The organism is Variovorax sp. UC122_21, assembly GCF_044056785.1.
Taxonomy (GTDB): domain Bacteria; phylum Pseudomonadota; class Gammaproteobacteria; order Burkholderiales; family Burkholderiaceae_C; genus Variovorax.
This window is the reverse complement of the sequence record NZ_CP172004.1, coordinates 1,454,383-1,467,702: the sequence shown is the minus strand read 5'-3', so window position 1 is coordinate 1,467,702 and position 13,320 is coordinate 1,454,383. Positions and strand designations below refer to the sequence as shown.

Sequence of the window (13,320 nt, the reverse complement as noted above, 5' to 3'; positions counted from 1 at the left end):
ATTTCGCTGCGGGAAGCACCCACTGCCCTGTGCACGTGGGCGCAGTCGTTGTGCGGCCGGTTCGACCGCCGTGTCCAGGCTCACGTCGACGGGGTACTCCCCGCAGCGAAATAAAGGAGGAGGCCGCAGGCCGGGGGACATTCGCGGAGGGGAGTACCCCGTCGGCGTGAGCCCACCCCGAACGAACCCGATCCAAAGCGAAGAACGTCATCACAGCGCCCCCTCGTTCGTACGCACAACCGGCGCAGTCAAAGGCGTACTCGCCTGCAGCGAACTCGTCGTGAGCACGGCAGCCTTCGCAGCCGCCTTGCGACGAACCCGATAGGCAATCAAGGTATCGCAAGCCAGCAGCGTGAACAGCAGCAGCCCCTGGAACACACCCGTCAGCGACTTCGGCAACCCGAGCCGCGACTGCGCGAGTTCGCCGCCGATGTAGAACATGCTCATGAGGATGGCCGAGAACACCATCCCCACCGGATGCAGGCGGCCGACGAAGGCCACGATGATGGCCGCGAAGCCGTAGCCGGCCGGCACGTAGGGCGTGAGCTGGCCGAGCGGGCCCGCCACTTCGAGCGCACCGGCCAGGCCGGCCGCGCCGCCCGAGGTCAGCAGCGCGATCCACACCGCGCGGCGCGCCGAGAAGCCCGCATAGCGCGCCGCCGCGGGCGCGAGGCCGCCGACCTGCTGCGCGAAGCCCGCGCGCGTGCGGAACAGGAACACCCACAGCGCACCCACCCCCACCAGCGCGATGATCACCCCGATCGTCACGCGCGAGCCCTTGAACAGGCGCGGGATCTGCGTCACCGCCTCGAAGGTCTTCGACTGCGGGAAGTTGTAGCCGTTGGGATCCTTCCAGGGGCCGAACACCATGTAGCTCAGCAGCAGCGTCGCCACGTACACCAGCATCAGGCTCACCAGGATCTCGTTGGCGTTGAAGCGGTCGCGCAGGCAGGCCACGATGCCGGCCCAGACCATGCCGCCCAGCGTGCCCGCCACCAGGATCGCCAGCACGATCCAGCCGCCCGTGGTCTTGTCGGCCATCAGCGCCACGCCGCCCGCGGCGATCGCGCCGAACACGAACTGGCCCTCGGCGCCGATGTTCCACACGTTGGAGCGGAAGCACACCGCCAGCCCCAGCGCGATGATCAGCAGCGGCGTGGCCTTCACCGTCAGCTCGCCCAGCGCATAGCCGTTCTTGATCGGCTCGTAGAAGAACACCAAGAGGCCCTTGACCGGATCCTTGCCGAGCGCGGCGAACAGCGCCACGCCGATCAGCACCGTGATCAGCAGCGCCAGGATCGGCGAGGCGAAGGTCCAGAAGCGCGAGAGCTCCGGACGGGGTTCGAGCTTAAGCATGGGCGGCCTCCTGGTTCTTGTTGCTCTTGCCGGATGGGCCCGGCCACAGGCCGCTCATCCATTCGCCGATCTGCGCCAGCGTGGCGGCCGCGCGGTCGATCGATGGCGACAGCCGCCCCTTGGCGATCACGTGCAGCCGGTCGCTGATGTTGAAGAGTTCGTCGAGCTCCTCGCTGATCACCAGCACCGCGCAGCCCGCGTCGCGCAGCGCGAGGATCTCGGCATGGATCAGCGCGGCCGCGCCCACGTCCACGCCCCAGGTCGGCTGCGAGACGATGAAGAGCTTGGGGTTGGCATCGATCTCGCGGCCGACGATGAACTTCTGCAGGTTGCCGCCCGACAGCGAGCGCGCCGCCGCCTTCGGGCCACCGGCCTTGACCTTGAAGCGCTCGATGATGGATCTGGCCTGGCGCTCGAGCGCGCCGGTGCGGATCCAGCCGCCGCGGCCCACCGCGTCGCCGCGCGTCAGCAGCAGGTTGTGCGCGAGCCCCAGCGTGGGCACCGCGCCGCGGCCCAGCCGTTCCTCGGGCACGAAGTGCAGGCCCAGTGCACGGCGCGCGCGCGGGCGCAGCCGGCCGGCCGGCTGGTCGAACACCCGCACCATCGCCGCCTCGGCGCGCACGTCCTCGCCCGACAGCGTGTAGAGCAGCTCCTTCTGGCCATTGCCCGACACGCCCGCAATGCCCACCACCTCGCCCGCGCGCACCTCGAAGGACACGCCCTCGAGGTCCACGCCGAACTGGTCCTCGCGCGCCAGCGTCAGGCCCTGCACGCGCAGCGCCACCGCGCCCGCATGCACCGGCCGGTGCTCGAGCGGCGGCGGCTCGCTGCCGATCATCAGGCGCGACAGCGACTCGTTGCTCTCGTTCTTCGGGTTGCACACCCCCGTGACCTTGCCGCCGCGCAGCACCGTGCAGGCGGTGCACAGCTCGCGGATCTCGTGCAGCTTGTGGCTGATGTAGAGGATGCTGCAGCCCTCGGAGGCCAGCTTGTTGAGCACCCCGAACAGCTTGACCACCGCCTGCGGCGTGAGCACCGAGGTCGGCTCGTCGAGGATCAGCAGCTTGGGGTCGGTCAGCAGCGCGCGGATGATCTCCACGCGCTGCATCTCGCCCACCGACAGCGTGTGGACCGGCCGCGCGGGATCGATGTCGAGGCCGTACTCGCTCGCCTTGGCCGTGATGCTGCGCGCCACGTCGGCCAGCGCCAGCGACTTGTCGAGGCCGAGCCAGACGTTCTCGGCCACCGTGAGGGTGTCGAACAGGCTGAAGTGCTGGAACACCATGCTGATGCCCAGCGCGCGCGCCTGCTGCGGGTTGCGCAGGTTCACCGGCTGGCCGTCGAAGGCGACGCTGCCCTCGTCGGGCTTGACCGAGCCGTAGATGATCTTCATCAGCGTCGACTTGCCGGCGCCGTTCTCGCCGAGCACGGCGTGGATCTCGCCCGGTTGCACCGCCAGCGAGATGTCGCTGTTGGCGACCACCGCCGGGTAGCGCTTGGTGATGTGCGCGAGCTGGAGTCTGGGTGTTGTCATGCCGGTTCCGTGGGTTGTCTCGTTCGGTACAGGAATGGGCCTCGTCTCGCGGGTTCCGATGTACGTCGATAGCTATAAGTTTAATAGCGTCCCTACGGAATTCGGACGATGGAAGACCCCGACTCCGGGGCTTGCGTTCGGTTTCGGGCTCAGTGGCCCGTCACATAGACGAACTTGAACAGGAAGATGGCGGCGATGACCCACACCATGGCATGCACTTCCCGTGCCCGGCCGGTGAACAGCTTGAGCACGGCGTAGGTGATGAAGCCGAAGGCCAGGCCGTTGGCGATCGAGTAGGTGAAGGGCATGGCCAGCGCGGTCACGGCCGCGGGGATGACCTCGGTGGTGTCCTCCCAGTCGAGCTCGACCAGGTCGCGCAGCATCAGGCAGCCCACGAACAGCAGCGCCGGCGCGGTGGCATAGGCCGGCACCGAGCCCGCGAGCGGCGAGATCATCAGGCAGGCCAGGAACAGCACCGCCACCACCACGGCCGTGAGGCCGGTGCGCCCGCCGGCCTGCACGCCGGCCGCGCTCTCCACGTAGGCCGTGGTGCTCGAGGTGCCGAGCAGCGAGCCCGCGAAGATCGCGCCGCTGTCGGCCAAGAGCGCCTTGTTCATGCGCTCCATCTTGCCGGGCACCAGCAGCCCGGCGCGCTTGGCCACGCCCATCAGCGTGCCGGTGGCGTCGAACATCTCGACCAGGAAGAACACCAGCACCACGTTGAGGATGCCGCCCTTGAGCGCGCTCAGGATGTCGAGCTGCATGAAGGTGGGCGCGATCGACGGCGGCGGCGCGAACACGCCGTGGAACTTGTTGCCGCCGAAGAAGAAGGACAGCACCGTGACCGTGACGATGCCGATCAGGATCGCGCCGCGCACCTTGAGCTTGTCGAGCACCACGATGATCAAAAAGCCCAGCGTGGCCAGCACCACCGGCGCCGAGTGCAGGTCGCCCAAGGTCACGAAGGTGGCCGGCGAGGCCGCGACCACGCCCGCGCTCTTGAGCGCGATCAGCGCGAGGAACATGCCGATGCCCACCGTGATCGCCGTTCGCAGCGACTGCGGTATGCCCTGGATGAACAGCTCGCGCAGCCCGGTGACCGTGACGATCAGGAACAGGCAGCCCGAGATGAAGACCGCGCCCAGCGCGGTCTGCCACGTGTAGCCCATGCCGAGCACCACCACGTAGGCGAAGTAGGCGTTCAGGCCCATGCCCGGCGCCATCGCGATCGGGTAGTTGGCGTACAGGCCCATGATCAGCGTGCCCAGCGCCGCGATCAGGCAGGTGGCGACGAAGACCGCGCCCTTGGGCATGCCCGCGTCGCCGAGGATCGATGGGTTGACGAAGATGATGTAGGCCATCGTCAGGAAAGTGGTGAGCCCCGCGATGACCTCGGTGCGCACGGTGGTGTTGTGTTCGTTGAGCTTGAACACCTTATCGATCCAGTTCATGGGTTTCTTGTCTCCGGGATGTGTTGTCTCGTGTCGCGTCGTGCGGCGTCGTTCTGAAGAAAAAGCGGGCCGAGCCCGTCCCTGGCGCGAGCTCGGTCGCGCCTCGAGGTCCTTGGGGTTCTGGTGGGGAAGCCGGCGCCGTCAGGCGCCCAGGGGGCGGCGGATCGCGCGCGTCGCGCGCGGGCGGGGTGAGCGGGCGCAGCGAGGCCGCCACGTCCTTGATGCATTCGCGCAGCCAGCGCGCCGAGCTGACGAGTGGGTGCGCTCGTGCCAGAGCTGGTAGTACATGAGCCGCGGCAGCGCCACCGGGCAGTCGAGGATCTTCAGCGGCAGCCGCGCGGCGAAGCGCTCGCAGTACTGGCGGCCGGTGGTCAGCACCAAGAGGCTCGAGGCCACCATGTCGGGAATCAGCCCGAAGTGCGCGCAGCGCGCCGTGATGTTGCGCTGGCGCCCGAGCTCGTCGAGCATCTGGTCGATGATGCCGCGCCCGCCCGGGTGCATGGGCGTGGGCGCGATGTGCTCGGCCTGCAGCCAGGTCTCGAGGTCCCAGCCGCGGCGCACCGCGGGATGGTCCTGGTTCACCAGCGACACCACCTCGTCACCGAACAGGCGTGCCATGTGCAGGTCCTCGGGGGGCTTGAGCCAGTTGCCGATCACCACGTCGACCTGCCCCAGCGAGAGGTGGCCGTGGTAGTCGGAGTCGGGCGACAGCGGATGGATCTCGATGTGGCACAGCGGCGCCTCGCGCTTGACCTGCGCCACCAGCATGGGCAGGAAGATCGGGTCCATGTAGTCGCTGGCCGCGATGCGGAAGGTGGTGCTGGCCGATTGCGGGTCGAAGCCGCGCGCATCGGAGAACAGCATCTCGGCCGCGCGCAGGATGCTCGCGGCCGGCTCGATCATGCGCAGCCCCGCATCGGTGGGCACCATGCCCGAGCCCGAGCGCACCAGCAGCGGATCGCCCGAGAGCTCGCGCAGCCGCTTGAGCGCGGCCGACACCGCCGGCTGGTACATCCCGAGCCGGATCGCGGCGCGCGAGACGCTGCGATCGGTCAGCACGGTGTGCAGCACCCGGATCAGGTGAAGGTCGATCTTGTCGAAAAGCGCCTGGTCTCTCATGGCCGCCCGCAAGGAAGTGGTCGATGCGAGGCGTTATACAGCCGGGGAGCGGGATCGGACAGCCGGACGCAGAGGACGCGAAGGATCCGCGAAGGACGCAAAAGGAAGACATGGCAATGTTCAATCTGGCTTCTTCTGCGTTCTTTGCGAAATCTTCGCGTCCTCTGCGTCCGGAAATCCGTGTTCTCGGCGCTCATTCCACCTGCGATGGCATCACGGCCGTCACGGCGCGCAGGATCGATTCGCTCGTGGCGGGCGCGCGCAGCGGCGGATCGACGCGGTGGCCGCCCGCGGCCGACACGGCATCGCGGATCGCGAAGAAGACCGAGAACGGCAGCAGCAGCGGCGGTTCGCCCACGGCCTTGCTGCGGTGGATCGAGTCCTCGAAGTTCTGGCCCTCGAACAGCCGCACGTTGAACACCGGCGGGCAGTCGTTGGCGGTCGGGATCTTGTAGGTGCTGGGCGCGTGGGTCGTGAGCTTGCCGCTCTGCGGATGCCACACCAGCTCCTCGGTCGTGAGCCAGCCCATGCCCTGGATGAAGGCGCCCTCGACCTGGCCGATGTCGACCGCCGGGTTCAGCGACTTGCCCGCGTCGTGCAGGATGTCGGCGCGCAGCAGCTTCCATTCGCCGGTCAGCGTGTCGACGATCACCTCGCTGACCGCCGCGCCGTAGGCGTAGTAGTAGAACGGGCGGCCCTGCATCTTGTCCTTGTCCCAGCTCAGGCCGGGCGTGGCGTAGAAGCCGTCGGACCACAGCTGCTTGCGGTCGAGGTAGGCCTCGCCCACCACGGTGCTGAAGGCCAGCGTGCGGCCGTTGACCTCGACCTTGTCGTTGGCGAAGCGCACCGCGCCGGGCTCGCCGCCGTGGCGCTCGGCCGCGCTCTGCGCCAGCCGCTCGCGGATCTGGCGCGCGGCGTCCTGCGCGGCCTTGCCGTTGAGGTCGGCGCCGGTCGAGGCCGCCGTGGCCGAGGTGTTCGCGACCTTGGTCGTGTCGGTGGCCGTGACGCGCACGCGCTCGAAGCTCACGCCGAGCTCGTGCGCCACCACCTGCGCCACCTTGGTGTTCAGGCCCTGGCCCATCTCGGTGCCGCCGTGGTTCACGAGGATCGAGCCGTCGGTGTAGACGTGCACCAGCGCACCGGCCTGGTTGAAGTGCTTGACGTTGAACGAGATGCCGAACTTCAGCGGCGCCAGCGCCAGCCCGCGCTTGAGCACCGGGCTCGCGGCATTGAAGCCGGCGATCTCCTCGCGCCGCGCGCGGTAGTCGCTCGTGGCCTCGAGCTCGGCCACCAGCTCGTGCACGATGTTGTCGGTCACGGTCTGGCGGTAGGGCGTCACGTTGTTCTCGCCCTTGCCGTAGAAGTTGACGCGCCGCACGTCGAGCGGATCGCGGCCCAGCTCGCGCGCCACCGAGTCCATGATGTTCTCGATCGCGATCGCGCCCTGCGGGCCGCCGAAACCGCGGAACGCCGTGTTGCTCTGCGTGTTGGTCTTGCCCGAGTAGCCGTGCATGATGACGTTGGGCAGCCAGTAGGCGTTGTCGAAGTGGCACAGCGCGCGCGTCATCACCGGGCCCGACAGGTCGGCCGAGTGGCCGGCGCGCGAGACCATGGTGATCTCGGCGCCGAGGATGCGGCCCTCGGCGTCGTAGCCCACCTCGTACTCGTACCAGAAGCAGTGGCGCCGGCCCGTGACCATGAAGTCGTCGTCGCGGTCCAGCCGCAGCTTGACCGGGCGGCGCAGCTTGCTCGCGGCCACCGCGGCCACGCAGGCGAACAGCGCCGACTGCGATTCCTTGCCGCCGAAGCCTCCGCCCATGCGCCGGCACTCCACGTGCACCTCGTTCGACTGCAGGTGCATCGCATGCGCGACCAGGTGCTGCATCTCGCTCGGATGCTGGGTCGAGCAGTGGATGTGCAGCGCCCCGCCCTCCTTCGGAATGGCGTAGCTGATCTGGCCCTCGAGGTAGAACTGCTCCTGCCCGCCGACGTCGAGCGTGGCCTTGTGGCGGTGCGGCGCGGCCGCGATGGCGGCGCGCACGGTGGCCTCGTCGCCGCCGTTGGCGGCACCGCCGCTGCGCACGATGTGCATCGGCGGCACCACGTACTGGCCGCGCGCATGCGCGGCCTGCGGCGTGAGCACCGGCGGCTGCGCCTCGATGGTCAGCGCGTCCTTGGCGCGCGCGGCGGCGCGGCGCGCGGCGTCGCGGGTGCGCGCGATCACGGCGAACACCGGCTGGCCCAGGTAGCGGATCTCGCCGCCGTCCTTCACGGACAGCAGGATCGGGTCGTCGTGGATGATCGAGCCGCAGTCGTTGGTGCCCGGGATGTCGTCGGCCGTGAGCACCGACACCACGCCCGGCATGGCACGGATGGCGTCGAGCGACAGCGCAGTGACGCGCCCGTTGGCCGCGGGCGACAGGCCCAGCGCGCAATGCAGGGTGCCGGCGATCTCGGGGATGTCGTCGATGTAGGTGGCCTCGCCGGCCACGTGCAGGTGCGCCGATTCGTGCGGGCGGCTGATGCCCACGCGCGCGCCCTGGTCGTGGGCGAGCGCCTCGGCACCCTGGTCGATGCGGGCGGCGGTGTTCTTCAGGTAGTCGGCAAAGGCCTCTGCGGGTTGCAGCAGGCGGGCATCGAGGGGCTTGTTCATGGTCTCAGACTCCTTGCGCGGCCGGCTTGGCAACGGCGTGCGGCATCACGCTCCAGACGCTGGTGGCGCTGCCGGGCAGCGCATCCTCGGCCCGGGTCTCAAGCCACAGGCGCTGGATCAGGTTCTGCGCCACCTGCATCCGGTAGTCGGCCGAGGCACGCATGTCGGACAGCGGCTTGAAGTCTTGCGCCAGCGCGAGCTTGGCGGCGTTCACGCTGGACTGGGTCCAGGGCTTGCCGACCAGCGCGGCCTCGGCCTGCGCCGCGCGCTTCACGGTGGCGGCCATGCCGCCGAAGGCCAGGCGCACGGCCTTGACCTTGTTGCCGCCGGGCTCGAGCTCGAGCGCGAAGCCCGCGCACAGCGCCGAGATGTCGCAGTCGAAGCGCTTGCTGATCTTGTAGGCGCGCACCTGGCGGCGCATCGCGGCCAGCGGCAACCACAGGCCCTGCACGAACTCACCGCTCTGCAGCTGGTTCTTCATGTAGTCGACGTAGAAGTCGGGCAGCGGCATGCGGCGCACGTCGGCGCCGCGGCGCAGCTCGATCTCGGCGTCGAGCGACATCAGCACCGGCGGCGAGTCGCCGATCGGCGAGCCGTTGGCGACGTTGCCGCCCATGGTGCCCGCATGACGGATCGGCGGCGAGGCGAAGCGCAGCCAGACGTCGGACAGGCTGGGCACGCGCTCGACCAGCGCCGCGAAGGCCGACTCGAGCGAGGCACCCGCGCCGATGTAGAGGTGCTCGCCGCGGACCTCGATGGTCTTGAGCTCGGGCACGTCGCCCAAGTAGATGATGTCGCCGAGGTCGCGGAACTGCTTGTTGACCCACAGGCCCACGTCGGTCGAGCCCGACAGCAGTTGCGCGCGCGGCTTCTGCTCGCGCAGCGCGGCCAGCTGCTCGAGCGAGCGCGGCGCATGGAAGCGGTCGATGCGCGCGCCCAGCGGGGCCGCGTACTCGAAACCCGCGGCGCCGGCGGGCGGATTCAGCGCGGTGAGCGCGGCCACCACCGCGCGGCTGTCGAGCCGCACCGGCGGCAGGTCGAACATGCGCTGGCCCGCGTCGAGGATCGGGCGGTAGCCGGTGCAGCGGCACAGGTTGCCCGACAGGTCGTCGGCCAGCTGCTGACGCGAGGGCTGCGTGCCGCGCGCCTGGTGATGCTCATAGGCCGACCACAGCGACATCACGAAGCCCGGCGTGCAGAAGCCGCACTGCGAGCCGTGGCAGTCGACCAGCGCCTGCTGCACCGGGTGCAGGCAGTGCACGGGATGCGGGCGCTTGTCGCCCTCCTGCAGCGCGGGGGCCGGGGCTGCCTGCGCAGCCTGGGACGACAGGCACTGGTCCTTGAGGTCCTCGACCGTGAACAGCGCCTTGCCGTTGAGCGTGGGCAGGAACTGGATGCAGGCATTGACCGTCTGCAGCCGCAGGCCGCCGACCGCGTCGGGCGCGCCGGCCTCGGCCAGCTCGCCGATCACCACGGTGCACGCACCGCAGTCGCCCTCGTTGCAACCCTCCTTGGTGCCGGTGCAGCGCGCGTCCTCGCGCAGCCAGTCGAGCACCGAGCGGGTCGGGTGGACGCCACTGACGTCGACGACCTGTCCGCGATGGAAGAATCGGATGGGCTGGCTGGGGCTGTGGCTGCTGCTCTCGGTACTCATGCTGTCGTGCTCGTGGGGTGGCGCGTGGTGGCCAGGCCTGGACGTTAGCGGCTTGCGCCGCCGCACGCATACCGTGGTGCCCATATTGCGTATGCAGGGCCCGGTATGCGACGTACGGGGAAACCCTGGATTCGGGGCAATTCTCGTGCCATGGGGGCGCGGGCGCGACCCGGCGGTCCCGATCAGCGCGGTGGCGAGCCGTGTCGCGCCAGCCGATCCATCGCTTCGCGCGCGTCGACGATGGGGATGCCCGCATGGCTTCCCAGCGGCAGCAGGTCGCGCCGGTCGCCCGACACGATGAGGTCGACCGCGCCAGCCACCGCGGCCGCCAACACGTGGTCATCGTCCGGATCGGTGGGTACCACGCGCGGCACCGTGGCCGGCACGACCACGACCGACAGCCTGCGCAGGTCCTCGACCAGGTGGCGCGGATTCACGCTGGCGCGGACCAGCCGCTCGGAGAACTTGGGGCGCTCCAGCACGCCGAGCAGCTCGGCCAGCAGGATCTCGCTGGTGCACAGCTCGAAATCGCCTGCGCGGGCCCCGTCCAGCAACTGACGCGGCAGCCCGGCGGAAATGACGGCCGAGACGAGCAGATTCGTATCGAGAAGGATCCGCATGGCGGGCGGATCAACCGTTCTTGGGATGCGCGGCGCGAACCGCCTGCACTTCTGCCTCGATCTCGTCCTCGGAGAACGGCGCCAGGCCCAGGTCGTCGATCCGGGTGATGGCCTCTTTCAGCCGTGCGGCCGCCGCCGCGCGCTCCTCGCGCGCCGCCAGGAACTCGACGAAATCCACGACCTCGGCCACGCGGCTGGGCGGCAGTTGCTTCAAGCGTTGGAGCAGGCGTGCTTCGATGGCGGTCATTCGGTGTTCCTCGCGCGGGCGGCGATCTGGGCTGATCTCCGGGTTGTACAACAGCTCGGGGGCAGGCCGATCAACCCTGCGGCGCCCACGGCTTCGCCACCCGCTCAGCCGCCGGTACCGTGCACCAGCCGTTCGAACACGTCCTGCGACCCCATCTGCCCGCCCTTGAGCATGATCTCGACCCCGTCGAGCCCCGGCGCCTCGCTGTGCAGCCGGCACAGCGCGGTGCCGGGCGCGAGTTGCGCGAGATAGGACAGCCCCCAGGCGTCGAGCGCGCCGACGGCGAGGCTGGAGGTGTCGCCGCCGGCCACGCCCACGCGCGACAGCGGCACGGCCGCGAGCACGCGCGCCAGCAGTTCGCCGCCGGCCTCGGCCAGCGCGCGCGCGGGCACGCGGGTGTGGCCGGCGCGCGCGGCCTCGGTGGCTGTGCAGGCCAGCACATGGGCGCCGGTCGAGAGCCGGTCGGCCAACTCGCGCGCGGACTGCGCCAGGTGATCGGAATGGGGGTCGACCAGCCGCGCCGCGTCGAGCCAGACGACCTCGAAGGACCGCGCGGCCGCCACCTGCCGTGCCGTGACCGGAGAGAGGCTGCCGGCCAGCACGAACACCGGGCCGCGCGCGGGCGCCACGGCGGCCGGCGCCGCGGGCGCATCCGCGAGCCGCGGCGCGAAGGCCTGCACCACGCTGCTCGGGCCGACGGCCAGCAGCGGCGCCTCGGGGCTGGCGAGCGGCCACAGCGCCGCGCCGATGGCCTCGAGGTCCTCGGGCCGCGCGACATCGAACAGCACGGCCTCGGGTCCTTCGTCCAGCACGGCGGCCAGCGCCTCGCCCGTCGCGGCATGGCGTGGATACGGCAGCAGCGCGGTCTCGCCCAGGCCCTGCGCCTGAAGGTGCAGCCGCAGGTCCGACTCGCGCATCGGCGTGACCGGATGACGGCTCATGGTCGGATGGCGGTCGATGCGGTGCACCGTGCCGCCGCTGCCGGCCGCGGCGAACAGGTGGCCGAACAGGCAGTAGCGCTCGAGGTTCGGCTGGCCGCCGACGATCGCGGTCCAGGGCTGGCCGGCGGCGGGGCGCAGCGCCTCGATGGCGACGGCGATGTTGCCGACACCGGGCGCGCTGTCGAAGGTGGAGCAGGTCTTGTAGTGCAGCACGCGCGCGCCGAGCCCGGCCATCAGCCGCGCGACCGGCGCGAGCTCGGCACGCATCGCGTCCGGCGCCATCGAGCGCGCCGCGCCCGCGATGCCCAGGCAGTCGAGCGGGCCGGCGCGCGCGAGCAGCGCCTCGTCGGGCACGCGCAGGAACAGCAAGGCGCGCAGCCCGGCACGCGCCGCGGTGGCGAGCGTGTCGGTGGCGCCGGTGAAGTCGTCGCCGTAGTAGGCGAGCGGCACCGGCGTGCTCATTTGGCGCCGAAGAAGGCCAGCGCCTGCGCCAGCTCCGGCGCCTCGCGCGCGGCCTCGGCCACCGGCACGCCCGCGCGCGCCGCGTCCCAGGCCTGGCGGATGCTCGCCACGCCCGCGGCCGCGCCGCCCGGATGGGCCAGGATGCCGCCGCCCGACATGAACAGCAGGTCGTCGCTGCCGACCGCGGCCCACGTCGGCGCCACGGTGCCGGCCCACTGGCCCGAGGAGAACGCGGGCATCACGCGGTCATCGAAGGCGCCCTCGCCTGCCGCCAGCGGCGCCAGGCAATCGCGCGCCGACTCGATCACCTCCTCGTCGGGCTGCGAGAACTTGCCCTGCAATCCGTGCACGTGCATGTGGTCGACGCCGGCCAGCCGCCACAGCGCCTGGTAGGCCTGGAACGAGATGCCCAGCAGCGGATGGCGCGACAGCGCGCCGTAGCCGTTGCGGTGGCCGTGCAGCGCCAGCGGCGTGTGGCGGCGCAGGGTCTGGATGCCCGAATGGCCGCACCAGTTGAGGCTGGCCATCACGCAGCTGCCGCCCTCGCGCTCGACCAGGTCGGCATGGCGCTTCATGGCGTCGGTCTCGTCGGTGATGTTGAAGGCCACCATCACCTGCTTGCCGGTGCGCTGCGCATGGTCGCGCACCACCGCCATCACGGCCGGCACGCGCTCGGCCAGCGGCGCGTGCAGCGGATCGGCCGAGACCTCGTCGTCCTTGATGAAGTCCACGCCCGCGGCGCACAGCCGCGCCACCAGCTCGGCGGTCTGCGCGGCCGAGAAGCCGACGTTGGGCTTGATGATGGTGCCCACCAGCGCGCCCGTTTCCACGCCGGTGGCGCGGCGGGTGCCGGCCACGCCGTGGCTCGGCCGCTCGAACTGCGCGCGGTAGGCCGCGGGCAATTGCAGCGATTCGAGCCGCAGCCCCGTGACCTCGCCGAGGTCGTAGAGGTTGCCCGCGACCGTGGCCGCCAGCGTCGGCAGGTTGGCGCCGATGTTGGCGACGGGAAAGGAGATGTCGACCAGCGCGCGCCGCCACGGCCCGCGCCGGCCCTGGCGCTCGAGCAGCGCATTGGGCAGGCTGGGCGCCGCGGCCGGCTCGAGCTCGGCGATGGCCTCGACGGTGGCGCGCGCCCGCGCGCGCAGGTCGTCGGTCTCGCCCTCGACGCGCGTGAAGGTGCCGCACGACTGCTCGCCCGCCATCACCTCGGCCACCGCGGCCGGCTCGAGCGGCGTCTCGATGCGGTAGCGCGCGCGGATGCGCTGTTCTGCCTGCGCCATCGT

Annotated in this window: 9 protein-coding genes and 1 pseudogene; all 10 read right to left on the bottom strand. The window is 70.6% G+C overall.

What is annotated here, in order from left to right; translation table 11 throughout:
* Positions 1-210: 210 nt before the first annotated feature.
* The 10 genes and pseudogenes from ACHMXE_RS19305 to ACHMXE_RS19260 all read right to left on the bottom strand — a co-directional run bounded on the left by ACHMXE_RS19305 (position 211) and on the right by ACHMXE_RS19260 (position 13,317).
* The gene (locus ACHMXE_RS19305; RefSeq protein ID WP_395350770.1) at positions 211-1,356 is read right to left on the bottom strand and encodes an ABC transporter permease; all 1,146 of its coding nucleotides are present in this window, start codon (positions 1,354-1,356) and stop codon (positions 211-213) included.
* Positions 1,349-2,890 (bottom strand): ABC transporter ATP-binding protein, encoded by a 1,542-nt coding sequence (locus ACHMXE_RS19300; protein WP_203202314.1) that lies wholly within the window; start codon positions 2,888-2,890, stop codon positions 1,349-1,351. Before ACHMXE_RS19300 ends, ACHMXE_RS19305 begins: the two co-directional genes overlap by 8 nt.
* 149 nt (positions 2,891-3,039) lie before the next feature.
* Positions 3,040-4,341, bottom strand: coding sequence for an NCS2 family permease (locus ACHMXE_RS19295; protein ID WP_093340442.1), 1,302 nt, complete (start codon positions 4,339-4,341; stop codon positions 3,040-3,042).
* A gap of 196 nt (positions 4,342-4,537) precedes the next feature.
* Positions 4,538-5,460 (bottom strand): annotated as a pseudogene (locus tag ACHMXE_RS19290) (LysR family transcriptional regulator); the annotation flags it as partial.
* Positions 5,461-5,653: 193 nt separating this feature from the next.
* Positions 5,654-8,113 carry a xanthine dehydrogenase molybdopterin binding subunit gene (xdhB, locus tag ACHMXE_RS19285; protein ID WP_395350766.1) on the bottom strand — a complete coding sequence of 820 codons (2,460 nt, stop codon included), beginning with the start codon at positions 8,111-8,113 and terminating at the stop codon, positions 5,654-5,656.
* Positions 8,114-8,117: 4 nt separating this feature from the next.
* Positions 8,118-9,767, bottom strand: a complete 1,650-nt coding sequence (xdhA, locus tag ACHMXE_RS19280; RefSeq protein WP_395350763.1) for a xanthine dehydrogenase small subunit — start codon at positions 9,765-9,767, stop codon at positions 8,118-8,120.
* A gap of 182 nt (positions 9,768-9,949) precedes the next feature.
* Positions 9,950-10,387 (bottom strand): putative toxin-antitoxin system toxin component, PIN family, encoded by a 438-nt coding sequence (locus ACHMXE_RS19275; RefSeq protein ID WP_395350759.1) that lies wholly within the window; start codon positions 10,385-10,387, stop codon positions 9,950-9,952.
* Positions 10,388-10,397: 10 nt separating this feature from the next.
* Positions 10,398-10,634, bottom strand: a complete 237-nt coding sequence (locus ACHMXE_RS19270) for a DUF2281 domain-containing protein (RefSeq protein ID WP_395350756.1) — start codon at positions 10,632-10,634, stop codon at positions 10,398-10,400.
* Between the two features lie 104 nt (positions 10,635-10,738).
* A complete protein-coding gene (locus ACHMXE_RS19265) occupies positions 10,739-12,037 on the bottom strand; it encodes a four-carbon acid sugar kinase family protein (protein ID WP_395350754.1) in 1,299 nt (432 codons plus the stop codon).
* Entirely contained in the window at positions 12,034-13,317 is a 1,284-nt protein-coding gene (locus tag ACHMXE_RS19260; protein ID WP_395350753.1) for a ribulose-bisphosphate carboxylase large subunit family protein, read from the bottom strand. The genes ACHMXE_RS19265 and ACHMXE_RS19260 overlap by 4 nt, the downstream gene beginning before the upstream one ends.
* Between the last annotated feature and the right edge of the window lie 3 nt (positions 13,318-13,320).